General features: G+C 54.3%; 24 protein-coding genes. 11 read left to right on the top strand and 13 right to left on the bottom strand.

All coding sequences use genetic code 11. From position 1 onward, the window contains the following. Positions 1-2: 2 nt before the first annotated feature. Positions 3-743 carry an SDR family NAD(P)-dependent oxidoreductase gene (locus B7L09_RS23225; protein ID WP_010457919.1) on the bottom strand — a complete coding sequence of 247 codons (741 nt, stop codon included), beginning with the start codon at positions 741-743 and terminating at the stop codon, positions 3-5. A 139-nt stretch (positions 744-882) separates the two neighbouring features. On the opposite strand from B7L09_RS23225, the gene B7L09_RS23220 reads away from it, so the two are divergent. Beyond that, the gene (locus B7L09_RS23220) at positions 883-1,938 is read left to right on the top strand and encodes an AraC family transcriptional regulator (RefSeq protein WP_081853988.1); all 1,056 of its coding nucleotides are present in this window, start codon (positions 883-885) and stop codon (positions 1,936-1,938) included. A 140-nt stretch (positions 1,939-2,078) separates the two neighbouring features. Here B7L09_RS23220 and B7L09_RS23215 read toward each other — a convergent pair whose 3' ends face one another. After that, positions 2,079-2,972 (bottom strand): AraC family transcriptional regulator, encoded by an 894-nt coding sequence (locus tag B7L09_RS23215; protein WP_010457923.1) that lies wholly within the window; start codon positions 2,970-2,972, stop codon positions 2,079-2,081. A gap of 138 nt (positions 2,973-3,110) precedes the next feature. Between B7L09_RS23215 and B7L09_RS23210 the strand changes: the two genes are divergently transcribed. From B7L09_RS23210 to B7L09_RS23200, 3 genes are read left to right on the top strand one after another with little or no spacing between them, the layout of a single operon-like run. Continuing rightward, positions 3,111-3,854 carry an SDR family NAD(P)-dependent oxidoreductase gene (locus tag B7L09_RS23210; protein WP_010457925.1) on the top strand — a complete coding sequence of 248 codons (744 nt, stop codon included), beginning with the start codon at positions 3,111-3,113 and terminating at the stop codon, positions 3,852-3,854. Positions 3,855-3,872: 18 nt separating this feature from the next. Continuing rightward, positions 3,873-4,274: a VOC family protein gene (locus B7L09_RS23205; RefSeq protein WP_010457926.1), complete on the top strand. Its 402-nt coding sequence runs from the start codon at positions 3,873-3,875 to the stop codon at positions 4,272-4,274. Continuing rightward, positions 4,271-5,239 (top strand): saccharopine dehydrogenase family protein, encoded by a 969-nt coding sequence (locus tag B7L09_RS23200; RefSeq protein WP_094470789.1) that lies wholly within the window; start codon positions 4,271-4,273, stop codon positions 5,237-5,239. The genes B7L09_RS23205 and B7L09_RS23200 overlap by 4 nt, the downstream gene beginning before the upstream one ends. A 16-nt stretch (positions 5,240-5,255) precedes the next feature. On the opposite strand, the gene B7L09_RS23195 is transcribed toward B7L09_RS23200, so the two are convergent. Beyond that, complete coding sequence (locus B7L09_RS23195; RefSeq protein WP_010457930.1) at positions 5,256-6,137, bottom strand: AraC family transcriptional regulator; 882 nt, start codon at positions 6,135-6,137, stop codon at positions 5,256-5,258. A 206-nt stretch (positions 6,138-6,343) separates the two neighbouring features. Between B7L09_RS23195 and B7L09_RS23190 the strand changes: the two genes are divergently transcribed. Both B7L09_RS23190 and B7L09_RS23185 read left to right on the top strand, forming a co-directional pair. Beyond that, positions 6,344-7,093 (top strand): glucose 1-dehydrogenase, encoded by a 750-nt coding sequence (locus B7L09_RS23190; protein ID WP_010457932.1) that lies wholly within the window; start codon positions 6,344-6,346, stop codon positions 7,091-7,093. Positions 7,094-7,156: 63 nt separating this feature from the next. Beyond that, positions 7,157-8,359 carry an MFS transporter gene (locus tag B7L09_RS23185; protein ID WP_010457935.1) on the top strand — a complete coding sequence of 401 codons (1,203 nt, stop codon included), beginning with the start codon at positions 7,157-7,159 and terminating at the stop codon, positions 8,357-8,359. 99 nt (positions 8,360-8,458) lie between these two features. On the opposite strand, the gene B7L09_RS23180 is transcribed toward B7L09_RS23185, so the two are convergent. Together B7L09_RS23180 and B7L09_RS23175 are read right to left on the bottom strand one after the other, a co-directional pair. Continuing rightward, entirely contained in the window at positions 8,459-9,214 is a 756-nt protein-coding gene (locus B7L09_RS23180; RefSeq protein ID WP_010457937.1) for an SDR family oxidoreductase, read from the bottom strand. A gap of 205 nt (positions 9,215-9,419) precedes the next feature. Then, positions 9,420-9,839: a winged helix-turn-helix transcriptional regulator gene (locus B7L09_RS23175; protein WP_010457939.1), complete on the bottom strand. Its 420-nt coding sequence runs from the start codon at positions 9,837-9,839 to the stop codon at positions 9,420-9,422. 98 nt (positions 9,840-9,937) lie between these two features. Between B7L09_RS23175 and B7L09_RS23170 the strand changes: the two genes are divergently transcribed. The 3 genes from B7L09_RS23170 to B7L09_RS23160 all read left to right on the top strand — a co-directional run bounded on the left by B7L09_RS23170 (position 9,938) and on the right by B7L09_RS23160 (position 13,329). Further along, a complete protein-coding gene (locus B7L09_RS23170; RefSeq protein ID WP_010457942.1) occupies positions 9,938-11,059 on the top strand; it encodes an NADH:flavin oxidoreductase in 1,122 nt (373 codons plus the stop codon). A 47-nt stretch (positions 11,060-11,106) separates the two neighbouring features. Then, positions 11,107-11,847 (top strand): SDR family NAD(P)-dependent oxidoreductase, encoded by a 741-nt coding sequence (locus B7L09_RS23165; protein ID WP_010457944.1) that lies wholly within the window; start codon positions 11,107-11,109, stop codon positions 11,845-11,847. Positions 11,848-11,913: 66 nt separating this feature from the next. Further along, complete coding sequence (locus B7L09_RS23160; protein WP_010457946.1) at positions 11,914-13,329, top strand: MFS transporter; 1,416 nt, start codon at positions 11,914-11,916, stop codon at positions 13,327-13,329. Between the two features lie 129 nt (positions 13,330-13,458). On the opposite strand, the gene B7L09_RS23155 is transcribed toward B7L09_RS23160, so the two are convergent. The 3 genes from B7L09_RS23155 to B7L09_RS23145 form a co-directional block, all read right to left on the bottom strand. Then, complete coding sequence (locus tag B7L09_RS23155; RefSeq protein ID WP_010457948.1) at positions 13,459-14,358, bottom strand: LysR family transcriptional regulator; 900 nt, start codon at positions 14,356-14,358, stop codon at positions 13,459-13,461. 44 nt (positions 14,359-14,402) lie between these two features. Continuing rightward, positions 14,403-14,783: a winged helix-turn-helix transcriptional regulator gene (locus tag B7L09_RS23150; RefSeq protein ID WP_042932595.1), complete on the bottom strand. Its 381-nt coding sequence runs from the start codon at positions 14,781-14,783 to the stop codon at positions 14,403-14,405. A gap of 412 nt (positions 14,784-15,195) precedes the next feature. Beyond that, the gene (locus B7L09_RS23145; protein WP_010457953.1) at positions 15,196-15,984 is read right to left on the bottom strand and encodes a nucleotidyltransferase domain-containing protein; all 789 of its coding nucleotides are present in this window, start codon (positions 15,982-15,984) and stop codon (positions 15,196-15,198) included. 167 nt (positions 15,985-16,151) lie between these two features. Here B7L09_RS23145 and B7L09_RS23140 point away from each other — a divergent pair, with 167 nt between their 5' ends. Together B7L09_RS23140 and B7L09_RS23135 are read left to right on the top strand one after the other, a co-directional pair. Further along, the gene (locus tag B7L09_RS23140) at positions 16,152-16,535 is read left to right on the top strand and encodes a hypothetical protein (protein ID WP_010457955.1); all 384 of its coding nucleotides are present in this window, start codon (positions 16,152-16,154) and stop codon (positions 16,533-16,535) included. A gap of 66 nt (positions 16,536-16,601) precedes the next feature. Further along, the gene (locus B7L09_RS23135) at positions 16,602-16,790 is read left to right on the top strand and encodes a hypothetical protein (protein WP_010457957.1); all 189 of its coding nucleotides are present in this window, start codon (positions 16,602-16,604) and stop codon (positions 16,788-16,790) included. Between the two features lie 168 nt (positions 16,791-16,958). On the opposite strand, the gene B7L09_RS23130 is transcribed toward B7L09_RS23135, so the two are convergent. From B7L09_RS23130 to B7L09_RS23105, 5 genes are all read right to left on the bottom strand, one after another. After that, positions 16,959-17,465: a hypothetical protein gene (locus B7L09_RS23130; protein WP_010457959.1), complete on the bottom strand. Its 507-nt coding sequence runs from the start codon at positions 17,463-17,465 to the stop codon at positions 16,959-16,961. A 199-nt stretch (positions 17,466-17,664) separates the two neighbouring features. Then, positions 17,665-18,306 carry a GIY-YIG nuclease family protein gene (locus B7L09_RS23120; RefSeq protein WP_081853987.1) on the bottom strand — a complete coding sequence of 214 codons (642 nt, stop codon included), beginning with the start codon at positions 18,304-18,306 and terminating at the stop codon, positions 17,665-17,667. A gap of 64 nt (positions 18,307-18,370) precedes the next feature. After that, positions 18,371-18,694 carry a hypothetical protein gene (locus tag B7L09_RS23115; RefSeq protein ID WP_010457962.1) on the bottom strand — a complete coding sequence of 108 codons (324 nt, stop codon included), beginning with the start codon at positions 18,692-18,694 and terminating at the stop codon, positions 18,371-18,373. A 34-nt stretch (positions 18,695-18,728) separates the two neighbouring features. Further along, positions 18,729-19,523 carry a DUF5677 domain-containing protein gene (locus tag B7L09_RS23110; RefSeq protein ID WP_010457964.1) on the bottom strand — a complete coding sequence of 265 codons (795 nt, stop codon included), beginning with the start codon at positions 19,521-19,523 and terminating at the stop codon, positions 18,729-18,731. Between the two features lie 99 nt (positions 19,524-19,622). Beyond that, entirely contained in the window at positions 19,623-19,883 is a 261-nt protein-coding gene (locus tag B7L09_RS23105) for a hypothetical protein (RefSeq protein ID WP_010457966.1), read from the bottom strand. Positions 19,884-19,975 lie beyond the last annotated feature (92 nt).

Raw genomic sequence — 19,975 nt, 5'->3', positions numbered from 1 at the left:
GCTCAGAAGAGTTTGCTGATCAGCGCGGTCGGTAGCAGTTGCAGCACGGGTCGCAGCAACAGCCAGGGGTAGCCGGGAATTACTGCGCGCTTGCGGCGTTGTAAAATGGCATCGGCAATCCGTTTGCCACCTTCCTCCAGCGGCAGCAGGAAGGGACGGCTCTTGAGCTTATTGTTCATCGGCGTATCGATGTAGCCCGGATAGATGACCGTAACGGTCAGGTTCTTACCCTGCGATTCGGCACGCAGCGCCTCCATGTACACGCTGACTGCGGCCTTGCTTGCGCTGTAGGCGCCGCTGCCGGGCAGGCCGCGCCAGCTGGCGATCGAACTCATCGCCACGATCTGCCCATGCCCCTGGCTCTTGAACAAGGTGATTGCAGCGTCGATGGTCGCGCAGGCGCCGATTACATTGACTTCGAACATTTGACGGGAATTGGCGAAATTGATGCGCCCTATGCGTCCGTCGCTACCCAACCCTGCGTTGGCCACAACGATATCGAGCTTGCCCAGTTCGGCGCTGGCGGTATTCAGCGTGTCGCGCACCTGTTCGGCATCACTGACATCCAGTGGATAGACCAGAACCAGCACGCCGTGGCGTTCCTCCAGCTCGGACTTGATGGTGTGCAAGACGTCGATTTGACGGGCAGCTAACGCCAGGTCATAGCCACGACTGGCGAACTCGCTCGCCACCTGACGCCCCAAGCCAGAGGATGCGCCAGTGATGAAGACCGATTTGCTCATGACAGCTACCTCATTATTGTTTTTCTCCAAACGTATTAAGCCAAGCCGCTCCCTTCGATGCGATGTTCGAACGTGTCAGGTGATTGATAATTACGGCCAAAAATAGGTTAAATAGCCTTTTTGCGAGGCGTAAATCGCTATGAGCCTTTCCATGTTTCCTTGCGCCAGCCAGGCACCGATGTGCTTCTGCATTGAGCAAATGGAGGTCTGGGGGTATTCGTTGCATGAGGTGTTGGCTGGTAGCGGCCTGAGTGTCGACAGTTTCGCGCTACCTGAATCAGTCCCTAACAGCCGCCAGGAACAGACGATTTACGAGAACATTCTGCGTCTTTATCGAGGGACAGCCGCCGGGCTAGACCTCGGTCGACTGATCAATGTGAATAGCGTGGGGGTGCTGGGTGGACTGCTGGCAAACACGATCAATCTTGGCCATGCCGGTTACTTGTCGCGGCGTTTCTCTCCGCTGTCCAATCCCTGGATTGCGCCCGAACTGATCGGAACGCTCTCTGCGGGTCAGACGATAATCCGATACCGTCAGGTCGGCGGATTGCCCGCGTTGTACCGGTTTCTTATCGACCGCGACATCCTTGGCACGCGCCAACTGCTACGTGACATTTTCGGCGTGGGTGCGGATGGTTATGTGCGCGCAGTGGCATTCGGCTATCCCGAGCCGGTGGATGCCGAGCGTTATCCGGTCGAGTTCGAGTGCCCCGTGACTTTCGGTCATGACTACACCTATGTGACCTACGACAATGAGCTGGCTGAGCAGCGCAATGCGCGGCGAAATCCGCACTCGTATCACGTTTATCTGCGGCTATGCCGCGAAGCCCAGGCTCAGCGTACGTCTTTGTCCTGGCAAAGCCGAGTGAACAGCATCCTGGCGTGCATCGACTTCTATCCAAACGCTGCCGACATGGCTAAGAAGCTCAACTGCTCGGAGCGAAGTCTGCGGCGGCACCTCAGTGACGAAGGCGTCCAGTATTCCGAACTGGTGGACAAGATACGGTTCGAGCGGGCGATCTACCTGCTGCATCACTCTGAAGACTCAATCAAAACCATTAGCTTCAAACTGTTCTTCAGCGAACCGCCAGCATTTGTTCGAGCGTTTTCACGCTGGAGTGGAAGCACGCCGGGTGAGTTCAGGTCTAGAGCGGGGAAACGAATTTTTCCAAGCGTCCCGAGTAACCAATTCTAGTAATCGACCTCATAACAGAATTACTCAGCTAACAACCGTCGGCGCTGCGAGCCGACAGTGCATCAGCGCGTTTTTACACTCTGGACCGATAGGTGCCGGTCATAGACCTATTCCAGCCGCTTACCTAATCCGCCTACTGATTAGGGTCTGATGGCTCGCGTATCCCCGAGGATCCTCCCGGCATCTTGTGCAGGAGGAAGCCCAAACACCCGTGCATAATCCCTACTGAATTGCGTCGCGCTTTCATAGCCGACCTCGAAGGCAGCAGCCATGACGCTCTTGGCATTGGCCACCATCAGCGTTCTGGCCTGGAGCAGGCGAACCCGTTTCTGATACTGCAAAGGGCTCAGATTGGTGACTGCCTTGAAGTGGCGGTGAAACGCCGAGACGCTCATTGATGCTCGTTCCGCCAAGCGTTCCACCCCAATTGGCTCCGCGAAGTCACGGCGGATCCACTGGATTGCCATGTTGACTCGGGCCATCGCAGTATCCGGCGCTGCGATCTCCCGCAACATCCAGCCATGGGGGCCCTGGAGTACACGGAAGATAATTTCTCGCTCGTACACCGGGGCCAGGGCTGCGATGGCGTCCGGGTCGCCCATCAATCGCAGCATTCGCACCCAGGCATCCATCAGGTCGGTTGTGACTGGTGCGACTGAAAACCCAAGATTGTGCTCGACGCGGCCGACAGGTTTGGGCAGGTCGGCAAATAGCGTCGACAACACTGTCGGATCTAGCGTCAGACTGACTGCCAAGTAAGGTTCTCCCGAGACGCTCGGATGCACAGATCCCACCGCTGGCAAATCAATGGACATGACGAAATAGGTCGCAGGGTCATACCGAAGCGTCCGATCCCCCACGGTCATGCTCTTACTGCCTTGCAGGATCACATTGATCATTGGGTCGTAGACCGCCGCCAGCATGTGCTCGGGGATTTTTCCCTGAACCATGGCCACACGGGGAATGCCCGTTTCGGTACGGCGATTTTCAGCCTTGGCCGCGAGCGACCTGAGTTCATTCAGTTGATTGTTCATGCTGGGCATGCTGCCGGCAGAACCCGCCGCCGTGCAAGCGAAAAGCAGAAACAGGCAGGTTTCAAGTAGAAACAGGTACGACCCTGGCGACCATGGTAAGTACTGTGGGGGCACATATGAACCACAGAGGAACATCAGATGAGCGTCATCGTCATTACCGGTGGCAGCCGTGGAATCGGTGCCAGTGCCGCCGAGCACATTGCTCAGCGTGGTATGGGGGTCATCCTGACCTACAACACTAATCCCCAGGCTGCCGCTACGGTCGTGGAACGCATCGAGCGAGTCGGTGGCAAGGCTGTCGCTCTCAAGCTCGACGTGTCTGATGTTGGCAGCTTCGAGGCGTTTCGGCAGTCAGTGGTACTGACCTTACGGGACACCTGGGATGCCACCACGCTGAGTGGCCTGGTCAACAACGCCGGCTACGGCCTGTTCAATCCCTTGGCAACTGTCACCGAAGCGCAGTTCGATGGCCTGTTCAACGTGCACCTCAAAGGTCCGTTTTTCCTCACCCAGACACTACTGCCGCTGTTCGCGGAAAACGCCAGTATCGTCAATCTGACCAGTGCCACCACCCGCGTCGCCACCGCTGGTGTGGCGCCCTATGCTGCGTTTAAGGGCGGGCTCGAAGTGCTCACCCGTTACATGGCCAAAGAGTTCGGCGAGCGGCGCATACGGGCCAACGCCGTATCACCCGGCGCCATCCGTACCGAATTGGGTGGCGGACTGAACGATGAGTTCGAGGCGATTCTGGCGGCGCAAACGGCACTCGGCCGGGTCGGCGAGCCGGAAGACGTCGCGCGCGTCATCGCCATGTTGCTGTCCGAGGAGGGCGCTTGGATCAATGCCCAGACCCTCGAAGTTTCCGGCGGCTACAACATCTGAATACGTGAGGATTTTGCCATGCTGGATCATATTTTTTTGTCCGTGAGCGATATCGCCCGGTCCATCCGTTTCTACGAAACTGCCCTGACCCCGTTGGGTATCACCGCGCGCCTGGACTACGACGGCAAGGACGGCCCGCCGGGTCATCCTGACCTAAAAGGCTTCGGCGCCAACGGCCGGATGTTCTTCTGGTTGCGTGAGGGAGTTGTCGAAGGGCGCGCGGTACATGTTGGCTTTGTCGCAAACAGCAAGGCTGAAGTTGACGCCGCCTATGCCGCTGCCATGAATCAGGGTGCGGTCGACAACGGCTCGCCTGGCGCACGCTTGCACTACGACCCCGATTACTACGCTGCAAATGTGCTGGACCCGGATGGGTACAGCCTCGAATTCGTCTACAAAAAATGGCAGCACGTCCAATGAGCACACTTCTGATCTACGGAGCCACAGGCTATACCGGTCGTATGGCAGCAGGGCGGGCGAAAGCGCTCGGCCTGACATTCGAAATCGCCGGGCGCAATCACCAGCGCCTTGCCGCGCTTGCCCGGCAACTGAACGTGCCCTATCGCACCTTCACGCCCGACGTTCAAACGGCGCAAGCGCTGAGCGGCGTCACCGTCCTGTTGAACTGCGCCGGCCCGTTTGTGCTGACGGCAGAACCGTTGATGCGGGCCTGCCTCGAGGCCGGGGTCGACTATCTCGACATCACTGCCGAAATCAACGTTTACCGGCTGGCGGAGCGGTTGGGCGAGGACGCCGGTGTGATGCTGTTGCCTGGCGTCGGCTGGGACGTTGTCCCCACGGACTGCCTCGCCCTGCACGTTGCCCGTCGCGTCGAACAGCCGCAGTCGCTACGGATCGCGCTGCAGGTCGCAGGCTCCATGTCCCGCGGATCGGCCAATAGCGTTGGCGAGATCATCGGTGCGGGATTGATGGTGCGGGTCGACGGCGTACTCGTTCCTGCGCCGGATGCGCAACCGCGTCACTTCGATTTCGGTGACGGTCCGGTTCTCTGCGTGCCGCTGTCTTTCGGTGATCTGGTAACCGGCTGGCATTCGACCGGCATTCCTAATATTGCGATGTTCGTGCATATCGCGGGCGATGCGTTTCCAGAAGGTGATCTATCCCAACTGCCTGATGGTCCAACGTCAGAGGAGAGGGATGCTCATCGGGCGCGTGCGGTGGTTGAGGTCACTGGCGCCGATGGTGCAATCGCACGGTCTGTGATCGAAACCGTGAATGGTTATTCCTATACGCCGCTGGCGGCCGTCGAAGCAGCCCGTCGCGTATTGGAAGGTGAGCGACGGCCTGGATTTGCAACCCCAGCACAGGTCTTCGGTGGTGGATTTGCCGAGAGCATTGCGGGGACGGTGATCAGCGACCTGTAAGAATGGAGGCGGTCGCTCAAGAGGCGGCTGTCAGCTCACTGGCGGGGGCGGGCGACCTGAATCTTGCCGCATCCCGCGCAGGTGGCAGGCCAAATAACCGAGCGTACTCTCGATTGAATTGCGACGCGCTTTCATAGCCTACGGTGTAGGCAATGGACGTCGCATCCAGCGTATCGAACAGCAGCAACCAGCGAGCCCTAAGCAAGCGCAGGCGCTTCTGATATTGGATCGGTGTCATGGCCGTCACCGATTTGAAGTGCCGGTAGAAGGCGGCCACGCTCATGTCAGACATGAGCGCGAGCGGCTCGACGCGAAAAGGCTCGGTGTAGTGCTCACGAATCCACTGGGTGACACGGCGGATTTGTGTCATCCGGCCATCCGGTCGCGCAACGTCACGAAGAATACCGCCCAGTGGCCCCTGCAATGCACGGAACAAAATCTCGCGCTCGATCATCGGCGCCAGTACCACAGCCTCATGCGGGCGATCCATGAGCCGCATCATACGTAACCAGGCATCAATCATTTCAGCCGGCGCGAGCACACCCTCGAAACACGAATTTTGCGGCGCCCTTGGCGTCTTGCCCTCATCCATCAGCAGCATAGCGATCACATCGGGCTCCAGGGTCAGGCTGACCGCGAGATAGGGTTGATCCGCTGCGCCGGGCTGAATCTGGCCCGTAGCGGGTACATCGACAGGCACCAAAAAATAGCTGCCTGCCGGATACCTGGAAACTTCTTCCCCTATCGACAGAGTCTTGGTGCCCTGAAGCACCAGATGCAGCATCGGCTGATAGACCTGATCCGCACAGGCCTCGGCCCGGACCATGGCCACACGGGGCAATCCGGTTTCGGTCCACTTGTCTTGTGCGCGCATCACGATGCTGCGCAGTTCTGCCATTGGTTTTTCCATGCCTCTCACCGTGAGCTATATCCCTGGGCATAGCAAGCCAACTGAGAAGAATAGGCAAGGATGTGCGAATAACCGGCAAACGTTGGTGTGTCCGTTACCGGAATACTGATGGCACGCAGTTCGTTGCATTTCAGTCATTCACGATCCGACAGCAACAAAGCCCTCATATCAATCAACTTCAAAAAGGTCACGTTATGAAACTCGAAGGAAAAATAGCAGTTGTCACCGGTGCGTCGAAAGGCATAGGCGCCGGAATCGCCAAAGCATTGGGTGCGCAGGGCGCAACGGTCATCGTCAACTACGCCTCCAGTAAGCCTGACGCCGATGCCGTGGTGGCTCATATCACAGAGCACGGCGGCTCAGCCTTCGCCGTACAGGCAGACATGAGCCAGGCAGCCGATGTTGTGCGCCTGTTTGACACGGTCCGGACGAAGTACGGCACCCTTGATGTTCTGGTCAACAACGCCGGCGTCGCGGTGTTCCAGATGATCGATGACCTGACCGAAGAAGCATTCCACAAGCAATTCAATCTGAATGTGCTGGGCTACCTTCTTGCGGTACGTGAGGCCGTCAAATTGCTAGGGCCGAAAAGCAGCATCATCAATATCAGCTCGATCCTCAGCACCGATCCCTACCTGGCTTCGAGCGTGTACTCGGCGACCAAGGGCGCGGTCGATACCTTGACCTTTGCACTGGCCAGGGAGCTGGGACCGCGTGGCATCAGGGTCAACTCGATCTTGCCAGGGCATACGAACACCCCGGCTACTGACGGGAATTTTGCCGGTGAATTGGGCGAAAAGCTTCTTGCGGGTACTCCGTTGGGTCGCTTCGGAGAGCCTGAAGACATCGCACCTTTGGCAGTGTTTTTGGCATCTGAAGAGTCGCACTGGGTGACAGGCGAATCCATCAGGGCGTCAGGCGGTGTTCGCGGCGTTGGTTACTAACGCGACTGGTTAAACCGAAGGCGCACGGAAGCGTGTGCCTGAAGGTTTTTTGGAATTCAGATTATGACGCAGCATGTAGTTGAAGCAGATTCATCCACGCCTGTGGCGCTGCATGAAACTCCTGCTCCCTGGAGCGCAGTTGCCGCCATCGGGGTAGGAGCTTTCGCTTTGGTCACGGCAGAGTTTTTGCCAGTTGGCCTCTTGCCCCAAATAGCCAATGACCTGGCGATCAGTGAAGGACGCGCGGGTCTTGTGATTACCATCCCGGGTATCGTCGCCGCCTGTTCAGCGTTTCTGACTATCAGCCTGGCCCGAACCTTTGATCGACGATACGTGCTGTGGGTGCTGCTCAGCCTTCTGATCATTTCCAATGTCCTCGTTGCGACCGCCACCGAACTGTACGTGCTGTTGCTGGGCCGAGTTTTGCTCGGTATTGCGGTGGGTGGATTCTGGACCATAGGCGTTGCTCTAGGGCCCAGGCTTCGACCCGACGCGGTCGGTAGGGCAACCTCCATCGTTTTCTCGGGCGTGACCTTGGGGACAGTTCTCGGGGTTCCAGCAGGGACGCTGCTAGGCGGCGCGTTCGGTTGGCGGGCGGCTTTTGCTGTGTCTGCCGTCTTGGGCTGCTTGGTGGTAATCGCGTTGATGTTGCTGCTTCCAAGGATCCGCCCGGAGCAATTGTCCGGAGCTTCACAACTGCCAGCCGTACTGCGCATACCGAAGGTACAGGTAGGGTTGGTGGCCGTGGTCTTGATATTTACCGGACAGTTCGCAGCGTACACGTACATCACACCCTATCTGAACCAGATCAGTGGGATCGAATCCGCGCAGCTAAGTCTTCTCTTGCTGGGGTACGGTGTGGCAGGAATCTTTGGCAATGTACTGTGCGGCTGGTGCGTCGAACGTGATGTGCGCCTGGCAGTATTGAGCACCGCACTGCTACTGGGCTGCTCGATGCTATTACTGGTCTGTACGGGTGAACATCCGCTAGTCGTCATAATAGCGGTGGTGACCTGGGGACTAGGGTTTGGGATGTTGCCTATCGCCATTCAGAGCTGGATCTTCAGTGCAGCGCCTGAACGTCTGGAGACGGCTGCCGCTCTATTCGTTTCCATAGGGCAATTGGCTATGGGCGCGGGTGCTTTGCTCGGCGGCATCGCTATCGATCAGTACGGTGTTGCAAGTGCGCTCTGGCTGGGCGCTGCTGGCGTGTTGGTTGGCGGGGCATGGATCTGGATGCGATTTCCGCTCACGCGGGTGGAATAGCACGCATCAAGTCAGCATTTTTGGCGTACCTGTTCCCCCTGGCAGTGGGTGCTCACCCGCTGCTAACTAGCAACGGGTGCAAGCTTGCAAATGAGCGGGTCAGACCTGCACCATGCCACCGTCTGCAAAAATTTCGGCACCATTGATGAAACTTGAGTCGTCACTGGCCAGAAACAGGGCTGCTTTGGCGATCTCATCCGCTTCACCGACTCGCCCCATCGGGACAATGGTGCCCAAGTAATCGAGCATGCCTTGCTGCTGCGCAGGATCGTCACCTGCATATTCCAAAAGTGCCGGCGTGCGGACGGGGCCCGGGCTCAACACATTGACCCGAATGCCGGTGCCTTTGAGGTCAAGAATCCAGCTGCGCGCCAGATTGCGCACCGCTGCCTTGGACGCAGAGTAGACGCTGAAGGCAGCAGTTCCGGCGATGCTGGCGCTTGACCCTGCAAGGATGACCGATGAGCCGGAGACTAGTAGTGGCAGGGCTTTTTGGACGGTGAAGATCAGCGCTTTGACATTTAGCCCGAAGGTATCGTCGACCTGCTGCTCGGTGATCTGCCCCAAGGTCAGCAGCGTGCCGCCACCAGCGTTTGCATACAACACATCAATGCGGCCTGCCTCGGCCTTGATCTGTTCGACCACGTGATCCAGATCAGCAATATGGGTCGAATCTGCCTGTATGCAAGTCACGTTAGCGCCGATTTCGTCCTGCGCTGTCTTCAGTGATTCCGCGTTGCGTCCGGTGATGTAGACATACGCACCTTGCGCTGCAAAAAGTTTGGCGGTGGCCAGGCCGATGCCGCTGGTAGCGCCGGTGATAAGTGCGATTTTGCCGTCGAGTCTGTCGGACATGGTCATTGTTCCTAGTGCCTGAAGAGCCTGACCTGAAGGGTTCAGGTCAGCAACTTGGGGCGAGTCTAGGGTGGGTTTATCCATGACAGAAGCCCGCCAGGATAGAGACATAATCCATCAGGGTGGATGATCGGATTCTCGCAATCCAGGATGCATGTGAGTGCCGCTCAACTCCTCAGGATCTACAGTTTTCGCTGCTGAACAGCTATATGTGTCCGGTCAACACGCCTTCCACATCTCGTCCGTCAAACGCTACACGCGCATCGATGACTGCGGCTGAATGATGAATCGTCCAGAAAAACAAGGCTTTGAAGGGCTCTTCCAGCGTCCGACCCAATGCCGTGACGCTGTACTCTACTGCCACCTGAGACGACGGAATAACTCGCCGGGCAAGAATCCCGTTCCGCTCAAGCCGTCGAAGGGTTTGCGTCAGCGCCTTTTGAGTTATCCCGTCCAGACAACGCTTGAGTTCGTTGAAGCGCAATGGTTTTTTACATAGCGCGGCGAGAATCAATATCGACCACTTGTCTGCGATTTGATCCAGCATCAACCGGCTCGAAGGATCAGCCATGTAAGCCCCCAGATCAAGTTCGTCTCTGAGGATCTGATCATCCGTCGTTAGCATATGGTTTCCTCGTGTATACCTGATGGCCTTCAAGTGCCGTATTGATATTAGGTATACATCTTATACCATGAAGGCTCATTCACACGGTGCCTCATCTGATGAGTTCTACGTATCTTGACCCCCTATTCCGGCCTTTCGCGCTCAAATCTCTGGCTTTGAAAAACCGTATCGTTATGGCTCCCATGACGCGTTCCTTTGCTCCAGCAGGCGTGCCCAACGATAGAAATACGGCCTATTACCGCAGGCGTGCGGAGAGCGAAGTAGGTTTGATTCTTTCCGAAGGTACCGGCGTTGATCGGCCGGGGTCTCGTAACGATCCCAATGTTCCGCTCTTCCATGGCGAGGAAGCGCTTGCCGGGTGGAAACAGGTAATCGACGGTGTTCATGAAGCTGGCGGCAAAATGGGGCCTCAGCTCTGGCACGTTGGATCATCGGTCAGCCCCCAGACCGACTGGAAACCTGAACGCGGGATTGAAAGTCCTTCAGGACTGGCCGCACCCCGCGCTCTTAGAGGTGAGGCGATGACTGATGAGGCTATCGCAGACACGATTTCCGCCTTTGCCAGAGCAGCAGCTGACTCGAAGCGTCTGGGGTTCGATACGGTCGAAATCCACGCGGCGCACGGCTACTTGTTAGACCAGTTCTTTTGGGAAGGTACCAACCAACGCATTGACCATTTCAACGGTACATCCACCACTGAGCGTTCGCGGTTTGTGGTTGAAATCGTAAAAGCCATTCGTAAGGCAGTCGGCCCTGACTTCCCGGTGATACTGCGTTTGAGCCAATGGAAGCCGCAAGACTATAGCGCGCGCTTGGTTACGGCGCCGAAGGCGATGTCCGATTGGCTCGTTCCGTTGGTGGAGGCGGGCGCTGATATTTTGCACTGTTCTCAACGACGCTTCTGGGAGGCTGAGTTCCCCGAGTTGGATGGCGAGCAGGGACTGAATTTCGCCGGCTGGGCGAAGAAGCTGACTGGAGCCGCCACTATCAGTGTGGGCTCCGTAGGGTTGTCCGGAGATTTCATCGGTGCCACTCGCGGCGAAAGCTCGAAACCAGCGAGCCTTGAAAACTTAGTGCAGCGCTTAGAGCGGGATGAGTTCGATCTTATTGCGGTTGGTCGCGCGCTCCTCAGCGATCCGCAATGGGTCACGAAGATTCGATCAGGGAGCACTGATGGCTTGAAGCCTTTCACTCCAGCCGACTTAGCTGAGCTGGTCTAGAAGCCGCTTAAAATTCCTTCCAGCTCTTTTCACCTAGGTACGTAGTCATGGAATTCAAAAACAAAGTTGTCTTGGTTACCGGCGGATCATCAGGTTTGGGATTTGCTATTGCACAGGAGTTCGCCACGCAAGGCGCGCGAGTAGTCATCACGGGACGTCGGCAAGAGCAGCTGGATCAGGCTTTGACTATCTTGGGTAATAACGTGGCTGCATTTGCTGCTGATGTCTCACGCCCAACCGATCTGGCCCTCCTTTTCAGTCATGTAGAGGCGATTCATGGCCGTATCGATGTCTTGGTAGCGAATGCCGGAATGGGCGAGATCGCCCCGTTAGGTACGATAACTGAAGCAGGCTTTGACCGAGTATTTGAAACGAATGTCAAAGGCGTCACTTTCACTGTCCAAGGCGCGCTGCCTCTTATGAGCAAAGGAGCCAGCATTGTCATCATCGGCTCTACAGCTTCGATCACTCCTGGGCCAGGGCTGAGCCTTTATGGCGCAACCAAGGCTGCACTTCGAGCATTGGTCAGAAGCTGGATTTTGGACATAAAAGGTTCCGGCGTTCGAATCAATCTTCTCAGTCCCGGCCCGGTGGATACCCAATCCTTGCGGAACATGGCAGGCGATCATGCGGAGCAGCTAATCCAGTCCCTCAGTGAAAAAAGCACTCTGGGACGCATTGGCGAAGCGCAGGAAATAGGTAAGGCGGTTGCGTTCCTGGCAAGCGATGCTTCGAGCTACATCAATGGTATTGAGCTGTTTGCCGACGGTGGGGCCTCTCAGGTCTGAACAGCGCCTGCCAATCAAACGGCCGGACTTCGTTCAGGCCGTTCTTCGCCACCTCTGGGAACGACTATGCCTCATTCGCCGTCGGCGCAAGCGCCATCTATATCCAAACAGGACACGAACCGAATTCTTGCGTTGGCCGTCATCCTCAGCGCCCAACTCATGCTGCAAATGGACTTTTTGATCGTGATGGTCGCTTTACCTCAAATACAGGCTGATCTGGGATTTTCCCCCGCAGCCTTGTCTTGGGTACCCAATGCATTCGCTCTGGCACTTGGCGGTTTGCTTTTACTGGGAGGCCGATTGGGGGATGTGTATGGGCGTGTCAGGGCGTTCAAAGCAGGCCTTGCCGTTTTTGTACTGGCCTCGCTACTGGGGGGATTAGCGAACAGCCCGCTGATGCTAATTACTGCAAGAATCCTCCAAGGGATTGGGGCTGCTATAGCTGCACCCAGCGTGTTGGCATTGGTGATGAACATCGCGCGCAACGAGGCGGAACGTAATCGGGGGCTTGCCCTTTTCATCACTGTGTCCTCAGTAGGTGCCTCTGCCGGACTGATTCTAGGAGGTGCGCTCACAGAGTATTTCTCCTGGCGCTGGTCGCTGCTCATCAATGTGCCCGTTGGGATTTTCATTCTGGTCATGATTGGCAGCGTTGTTAAGGAAACAGTAGGCCAGCGTGCTCAATTCGACATAGGTGGAGCATTGACCGCTACAGCCGGTTCGATTGCGCTGGTATTTGGTTTCATTAACGCCGCAGAGCACGGTTGGGCACACTTCGGAACCCTGCCTTCCTTTGTAACTGCTGTTGCGCTACTGACGGCATTTTGGATCATAGAAGGCCGAGCGAAGCAGCCACTATTGAACCTGAATCTCCTACGGAACCGAACCCGCATTGTCGCTCTGGCTGTAATGGCGATTATCGTCGGCATGCATTTTTCGATGCTATTTCTGGTCGTCCAATATTTTCAGAAAGTGCTTGGGTTTGGGCCTCTGGCCGCCGGTCTGGCCTATCTGCCAGTCACTTGCACCGTTTTTGCCGTAACCCATTTCATGCCAGGCTTGATCGAACGCTTCGGTGCCAGCAGACTTCAATTGAGCGGATGCATACTCGTGGCGTGCAGCTTTGCAGGGTTTGCCTTTATAGACATTGACGGCAGCTATGCGGGTTCAGTGCTAGGCCCAATGTTGGTGCACAGTTTGGGTATTGCACTGGTATTTACACCTGGAACGGTGCTGACGATGGAGGGCGTGGCTGCCGAGCAATCGGGTATTGCGTCAGGCCTATTACAGATGGATCAGCAAATCGGCGGTGCATTAGGAATCGCTGTGGTCACCTCAGTTTTCGCCTTTACTTCACTACCCGGAGACTTCGTATCTGGATTACCAATGGCATTCGGTGTGGCCGCGCTGTTGTCAGCTATGGCAGCAGTCTTGACGTACGTCGTTATGCTTAGAGCCCCCTCCTTGATTAGGCCGATTTAGCGGCAACTAGGTAGGTTTCGGGGAGCCGCTTAGAAAATGAACGGGATCAGTACGGAGCATTAGGAGGTCGTGCTCACGCAGCTTTGAGCACGCTCAATGCTTTTGGCGTTGCTGGCAAGCAAGAGGGGATCACCGGACGCATACGAACAGCTCAACTGCCCAATCGATAAAAGCGCGCAGCTTTGCGCTGGGATGGCGCGTTGCTGGGTAGACCAACTGGAGCGGATGGGAGGGTGGAGTCCAATCCTCCAGGATCGGCACCAAGTTTCCCGCAGCGATATGCGCACGCGCGCTGAAACGAAAGATTTGCCCGACACCAATCCCGGTCAGTACCGCCTCGGTCAGGGCAGTGCTTTCGCTCACGTTGAGGGTAGGCTGGCCATTCACCTCGTATCTTTCGCTGCCTTTGCTGAAGTGAAGAGGCAGCGTTTTACCCGAGTGTGGAAAAAAATAGCGGATCGTGCGGTGGTTTTGCTCAAGATCCTGTGGATGTATCGGGGTACCAAAAGAAGAAAGATAGTCAGGCGTCGCGCAGGTGACGAAGTCCGCATTGCAAAGGTGGCGTCCGATCAGCGAGCTGTCAGGTAATGCGCCGCCGCGAATCACGCAGTCGACGCCGTCGCCGATGAGATCGGCAGGCCGATCACTGACCCCAAGCAATAATTCCAGATCAGGATAGCGCGCATGAAATTGCGGTAGCGCTGGGATGATCACCAGATTGGCCAGCGATGAACCTATGTCCACACGAAGACGGCCGTGGGGACTTGCCCGTGCCTGTCGAGCGGCGATATCCATATCCTCCAACCCCGCCAGCAGATTCAACGCTTGTTCCCTGTAGACCTCACCCGCCTGCGTGATGGTGAATGAGCGCGTACTACGCTCGACCAGCTTGGTACCCAGGTGTTGTTCCAGATCCTGAAGCAGCTTGCTGACGGAGGAGCGAGGAATATTCAACGAGTCAGCCGCTTTCGCAAAAGAGCGAGCGTCCGCAATGCGGATGAAGACCCGTATGGCGAGAAGTTGATCCAAATCTGCGCTCCATGAAGGGGGGATGGCCGAACTTAATCTGACGGCTAAACCTCTGCCGCCTCGATCTCTCGTGTAGCGAAGGTCGTTTGGGCTTGAATGACCGCAGCCAAGTGATTTAGCGTCCAGTGGTACAGGGCGTTGAAGGGTTGTGCAAGCGCCCCGCCTAACGGGGTGATGCTGTATTCGACCGCGATCTGCGAGGAAGGAATAACCCGCCGGGCCAAAATGCCGCTGCGCTCAAGACGACGAAGGGCTTGAGTCAAGGCTTTCTGGGTAATGCCGTCCAGACACCGTTTTAGTTCATTGAATCTCAACGGCTTCTTACACAGCGCTGCGAGAATCAGCACTGACCACTTGTCAGCCATTTGGTCGAGCAGGAAGCGTCTGGAGCAATCTACGCTTCGATCTGTGGATGGGGCATCGATTTGCGCTGCGGTCTATGACTTTGAAATAGAAATCAGGTATGTCAGGCATAGCTACCAAAACCCATCATCAAATACACAATGCTTGGATGCCCCGGTATCCGCGTTGTTGATGATAAACGCGGTAAATTCCTGGAGCTTGCGGCGTCAAATATTTCTACTGAGCGATACGAAGGGTATTCAATGATCCCATTCGGTTTAAGTCTGTGGGTCGAACCACAAATCTTCCTGGAACCGTTCACTTATCCGTCTGCTTAACGTGAAGAGCAGACGGCCATGAACGTCCGCTTCTGGCCGTTTTCTGCCTGTGGTGACCGGCAGAAAACGACCCAAAGCGGACGGTCAAAGTGAACGCGTGCGCATTGCTTTGACGATCCGTCATCGGCCTTTCAAACGCTTTATTCCATTGGGCACCTCATCCCCAAGTTTCTTTGAGTACAGTTCGAAACAGTTCCGAAAGTAATGGCTCAACGTCTTTGCGCTCGGTGCGTATCGGCTTAATGGACTCAAGTCGATTCAGTTCACGCTCAATGAATTGTTGAATGGGAGTGATCTGAGGTGATAACCCCATCTCCGGAGACGCGCGCTTGATCGCAAGCAATTCATCAATGGCCTGCTGGAGCCCGGACTCTCGCTCGATGACACCGCGCAGCTTCTCAAACTCTATGGGGGCAGGTGTACCAAACTGCTCAAGCCACCGCACCGATAACAGCGGGCGCAGAACGTAGAAGTATTTTTTCAGCGGTACCTGAGGGGCCTGCAAATATCCCCTATAGTTGGTTTTGGCCATGCTGCGATAGTGGTAGATGCCACTCTCCACCGAATACACCTGCGGCAATAACTCCTTTGCCCGCTCGTGGAAACAGCCAGCATGCTCGTAAATGATGGTCGACTGTATCCACTCCACAAAGCCTGGATTGGACTTCCAAAATAGCCTGAGTGCCTTACGTAGATCCCAGCCATTGATATCCATGTCGTCAATGATCGGATACTCGATGACGTCGCGTTGCTCCTCGAGGCCGACAGAGAGATACCACTCGGGTTTATTTACGTAGATGAAGCGTGCGTCGTAGTCGCTGTTGGGAGAGGCAAATCCCCAGGCACGACTGCCAGACTCAATAGCTAAAAGAACTTTCACGTCATGCTCGTTCTCAGCACGACGTAGCCGGTCTCGAACCTCTTCTTGAACAACGATAGAAACCATGAGCCAACTCTAATTAGACGATGTTTCGAGTGCACGCTACTCATCCCGCGGTAGACTGTCCAGCGTCCTCTACTGGCCGTTTACTGCCGCTCATGGTGACAAAGCCTGCTGGTCAAAACCGATGCAAATCGTTGGTCAGAACGAATGCAAATGACTGGTCAGGTCGAATGCAAGCGGGTGGTCAAGTGGAGTGCAATTTCGCAGTAGCCGAGCACAACCGTCGTCAGCAGTTGATCATCAGCGCTCTGGAACAAGAGCTGGCCACCATCGATCAGCACATCGCTGAAGCGCAGCAAGAACACCAAAAAATCGAGAACAAGGCGCTGCACCTCGCCAACGCGGTGCTTGAAGAGAAGTGGAATGAGGCGGCTCAGGCTTTGCTTGATGTGGGCGGACAACTTTGCGCAGCGCGTCGAATGATCGACCGGGATCCTGTTGCGCTGCTCAAGCTCAACGTTCCAGAGCAAGGGGAAAATTTTAGCAGTTGGGCCTGGAATGATTTGTCGGAGCGCTCAGTGCGGTACAACGTGCACGACGTGCTGGCTTTGTAACGCACTGCCCCACCCGAAACAGCCCACGTGTGTGGGCTGTTTAAACAATGCCCAAGGATCAGCACTATGAACACTGCCATGCAGAACAGCCCCAGTCGTACCGAAACGCTGAAGGCAAGGAAAACCCATCTGAGCAGCCTGCTCAAGCTCATGGGCTCTCGCTGGGGGAAAAGCACAGCAATACAAAGCCTCACCGCCAATGCGATCAAAGCGGAACTGAGTCTCATCGATCAGCAATTGAAGCGCCGGAGTTAACGCACGTGGAAGCCTATCCGGCTTCCGCTGCCCGCTCTATAGGTAGTTGGCTGAGCCGACAGGTTTAACTATTCAGTCCCACCCTCACATTGATTTAAAGGGCAGCTTTCGGCCAGAAGCGGACAGTCGCCATCTACGAAATCCAGGGCGATTCACTACAGATGAAACTTAAGAAGATGTGCGACACTTTTTGATGTAATTTTCGATAATGATCACAAGCTCTTTATTTCTAGCCAGCTCATGCCGACGCCCCATCCGCTGTAAAAAAATTTGTATGGCGAACACAGCCAGGAATGCAAACGGAACGTAGAATATATTGGTGATGTAGTTTGCAAGCAGAATAAAGAGAGACCCCACAAAAACGAAGGTGGCGGTGAGCGTCGTCGAGTTATCAATCTGAGATGATAGTCTCTCGTTGTGGATTTTTAAAAAATGAACAACCTCCTCCCATTGAGGTGAGCTGATTTCTTTATTTCTCAATTTCGGAATAGCATCAAGTTCCAGCTCGAATGCCCTGTAAAACTCCATCTCCTCATCAAAGTACTCCTCCGCTCTTGGGGAGTCCGACACCTTGATGAAATCAAGCCATTTTGGGTTTTTCGGCCAGGTCTCTGCGATAAACTCTGCGCGCTTTGTGCCATAGCGCGTGATGATGTCTTCAAATATGGTTTTCATTAGTACTTGTATCTCATGGTTGAAAAGCTAAAAGGGGACGCTCATTAGTGACCGCTTCTGGCCGACTCCCGACCATAGTGACAGGCAGAGAGCGGCCAGGAGCGGACTGTTTCCCAGTAAATAAATCTGTCCCCTTTTCCAGTCCCCTTTTCCATAAATTTGGAGCGCGGCGGTAAACTTTTCCGGCAGCAGCACTTTGTTAGCCATGCTCGTGCCTTTGTGCTATATCAACGCACGCATCATGTGTGAACAAGTCTGTACACTGAATCATTGAGTATTCATCTAGTTGATGAACAAATAATCTCGCATTTTCTGTTGGATCTCTAGAAATTTGAAACATATCGCCGTGATCCTCAGCGATGAAGCTTAGATCGGTTCGCTCAACAACTTCGTCTTTAACACCCGCGTGTCGATAACGAACAGACTCAAGATACACCACTCCACCACTATGCGTAATTTTGATCGAGTGAAAGTCAGGTTTTAGATAGCTTGGGTATTTTTTCTTCAGATCAGGAAGAATTTCCACACCTCCATCCGCTCCGACACGAGGCACAATAAACCCAACAGACTCTTCCACTACGCCCCGAATCGCTTCTCTAATGGGAATCTGAAAAAACTCTCTGTTTGGCTTATAACGATATTCATCGAATCTTTTGTGAAGTCGTTTTTCAATTAACTCACAATCAATAAGAAACTCATCATAAACAACTATAAAATCGTCTGGAACTCCTGTGCCTCTCAACCCCTTTGTACGTTCATTACATGATTTCTTGGTTAATCCAATTTTTACTAGCCCCTGCATTGCAGGGTTAATCATTACATAAACAAAACCTGCACTCATACTATTCCCTGGCTAACGCCCGAATTAAGTCACGCCGCGAAGCGGTGTCGGCTTGAATGAATTGTTAGAACTCAGCTGCACGTTTGGGGTACACGTGATAGCGAAGAGTCCCTGTGCGCTCCACTACTACTGAGTCGCCCGCTTTGAGTTGATGCGTAGCGAAGAACTCCCCAACCCACGCTCGTTTACGAAAGATCTTCTTGTCACCTGCGATGTCAGTCATTACGGGGGCGCCGATGCCTGAGTGAACCTCAAGCAGTTGCGAGGCGCGATCCGCTTCCGAGCTGCCACCCACAGAAGCGGCGGGAAACAGCTCCATTATGCTTGTCAGGTACAGATGATCGTTGTTGAGGTTGCCCTGGGTAAGTTCGATGATTCCGTAGCGCAAATTTTCCCCCTGAGTTCTAATGTTTGCAGGTGTTTTAACTCAAGTCTTCTGAATAGAATCTAATTATTTCTGCTGATTCATGTTTGGCGAACTCTAAAGACCATATTTCGCCAATTGTCCTCACCATGTCCGCAATAAATGATGCTACATATGAAAGCACTAATGCCGCAAGCTTTTCATGAAGTTCTTTGCTGTGGACTCTAGAATAGACGAGTGCATTTATTGCCGAAGGGGTCGAGTGAGCGTTTGTAGATAGTATCTTATAGATAGAGTTAAACATGCTCACATTGAGACATCGGCTCTCGGAGATTTCAGTTTGGTTAATGTCCGAGCATTTACGCCCTTTTAGAATTTGCCTCTGAACTTCAGGCAGTAGACTTTTAAATATTTGGTTGTCTTTAATTACAGTCTTTAGCTTGTTGTATTTTTCTTGAAGAGGATATTGTTCTTTGTCTTCGCCGCCAAAAAAACTACAGAGTTGAATTGTCGATTTTAGATCGTGAAAATCATACAGATAAAAACGGAACTCAGACTTTTCCGTGTCCGTGTTCTCTATGCAGTAATACCAATGCAGGTTGGCCGCTTCAATCAAGCTCCTAGAAATTGAGCAGAACGACGAAAAATCAAATATCTCCCCTGCGCTGGTGTACCTTGAGCCGGGCATTACTCTCAATAATGACATGCATTCTGGTACAACTTTTGCCAAGTAGTAAGTCGATATTTTTCGTTTTCTATCTTCTGTTTGAACGCCGTCAAACTGCTGAGATAAGTCATATGCAATCTCAGTTATAAAATCAAATTTTTCTATTAGCTCTTGAAATCCACTCATATTTCAAAAAACACCTAACGGTTAAGCTAAGGGGTGGACTAAAGCCCGTCTCAGTGAGCGAAGCGAACGATTTTAGCGCATTGTTATTTAACAATACGCCTAGCTTTGCTGTTGCTCATATATGGCAATTAACTGCTCTTGGCTGTGATTGGTGCCAGGCCAGGCTGCATGTATCTCAACTAAATCAAATTCGGCATCGCCGTTTTTGGCGAGTTCTATAATCTCTTTATCTGTTAGTGCTGCATATTCTGGCCATTGATCGATTAAGCCTCTGGCATTTGATACTGCAGCATCTTCGGTTTCACCAATATAGAGTTCTTCAATCTGTGTGTGCCCGTAGGTAATCATGTAAAAGGACATTTCTTCTCCTGGCTCTACAAAATTTTAAATTGGGGCATAACGTTTGGTTAAGGGGCGGGCTTTAGCCCGTACCAGTGAGCGCATTGTTAGCA

Source organism: Pseudomonas mandelii (genome assembly GCF_002251635.1).
Classification (GTDB): Bacteria; Pseudomonadota; Gammaproteobacteria; order Pseudomonadales; family Pseudomonadaceae; genus Aquipseudomonas; species Aquipseudomonas mandelii_B.
This window is presented reverse-complemented; position numbering and strand designations above follow the sequence as displayed.

What these genes read in the sequence shown, in the direction of transcription:
- B7L09_RS23225 (WP_010457919.1), bottom strand. Translation starts at nt 743, where the DNA reads ATGAGCAAATCGGTCTTCATCACTGGCGCATCCTCTGGCTTGGGGCGT.
- B7L09_RS23220 (WP_081853988.1), top strand. Translation starts at nt 883, where the DNA reads ATGAGCCTTTCCATGTTTCCTTGCGCCAGCCAGGCACCGATGTGCTTC.
- B7L09_RS23215 (WP_010457923.1), bottom strand. Translation starts at nt 2,972, where the DNA reads ATGAACAATCAACTGAATGAACTCAGGTCGCTCGCGGCCAAGGCTGAA.
- B7L09_RS23210 (WP_010457925.1), top strand. Translation starts at nt 3,111, where the DNA reads ATGAGCGTCATCGTCATTACCGGTGGCAGCCGTGGAATCGGTGCCAGT.
- B7L09_RS23205 (WP_010457926.1), top strand. Translation starts at nt 3,873, where the DNA reads ATGCTGGATCATATTTTTTTGTCCGTGAGCGATATCGCCCGGTCCATC.
- B7L09_RS23200 (WP_094470789.1), top strand. Translation starts at nt 4,271, where the DNA reads ATGAGCACACTTCTGATCTACGGAGCCACAGGCTATACCGGTCGTATG.
- B7L09_RS23195 (WP_010457930.1), bottom strand. Translation starts at nt 6,137, where the DNA reads ATGGCAGAACTGCGCAGCATCGTGATGCGCGCACAAGACAAGTGGACC.
- B7L09_RS23190 (WP_010457932.1), top strand. Translation starts at nt 6,344, where the DNA reads ATGAAACTCGAAGGAAAAATAGCAGTTGTCACCGGTGCGTCGAAAGGC.
- B7L09_RS23185 (WP_010457935.1), top strand. Translation starts at nt 7,157, where the DNA reads ATGACGCAGCATGTAGTTGAAGCAGATTCATCCACGCCTGTGGCGCTG.
- B7L09_RS23180 (WP_010457937.1), bottom strand. Translation starts at nt 9,214, where the DNA reads ATGTCCGACAGACTCGACGGCAAAATCGCACTTATCACCGGCGCTACC.
- B7L09_RS23175 (WP_010457939.1), bottom strand. Translation starts at nt 9,839, where the DNA reads ATGCTAACGACGGATGATCAGATCCTCAGAGACGAACTTGATCTGGGG.
- B7L09_RS23170 (WP_010457942.1), top strand. Translation starts at nt 9,938, where the DNA reads ATGAGTTCTACGTATCTTGACCCCCTATTCCGGCCTTTCGCGCTCAAA.
- B7L09_RS23165 (WP_010457944.1), top strand. Translation starts at nt 11,107, where the DNA reads ATGGAATTCAAAAACAAAGTTGTCTTGGTTACCGGCGGATCATCAGGT.
- B7L09_RS23160 (WP_010457946.1), top strand. Translation starts at nt 11,914, where the DNA reads ATGCCTCATTCGCCGTCGGCGCAAGCGCCATCTATATCCAAACAGGAC.
- B7L09_RS23145 (WP_010457953.1), bottom strand. Translation starts at nt 15,984, where the DNA reads ATGGTTTCTATCGTTGTTCAAGAAGAGGTTCGAGACCGGCTACGTCGT.
- B7L09_RS23140 (WP_010457955.1), top strand. Translation starts at nt 16,152, where the DNA reads ATGCAAGCGGGTGGTCAAGTGGAGTGCAATTTCGCAGTAGCCGAGCAC.
- B7L09_RS23135 (WP_010457957.1), top strand. Translation starts at nt 16,602, where the DNA reads ATGAACACTGCCATGCAGAACAGCCCCAGTCGTACCGAAACGCTGAAG.
- B7L09_RS23130 (WP_010457959.1), bottom strand. Translation starts at nt 17,465, where the DNA reads ATGAAAACCATATTTGAAGACATCATCACGCGCTATGGCACAAAGCGC.
- B7L09_RS23120 (WP_081853987.1), bottom strand. Translation starts at nt 18,306, where the DNA reads ATGAGTGCAGGTTTTGTTTATGTAATGATTAACCCTGCAATGCAGGGG.
- B7L09_RS23110 (WP_010457964.1), bottom strand. Translation starts at nt 19,523, where the DNA reads ATGAGTGGATTTCAAGAGCTAATAGAAAAATTTGATTTTATAACTGAG.
- B7L09_RS23105 (WP_010457966.1), bottom strand. Translation starts at nt 19,883, where the DNA reads ATGTCCTTTTACATGATTACCTACGGGCACACACAGATTGAAGAACTC.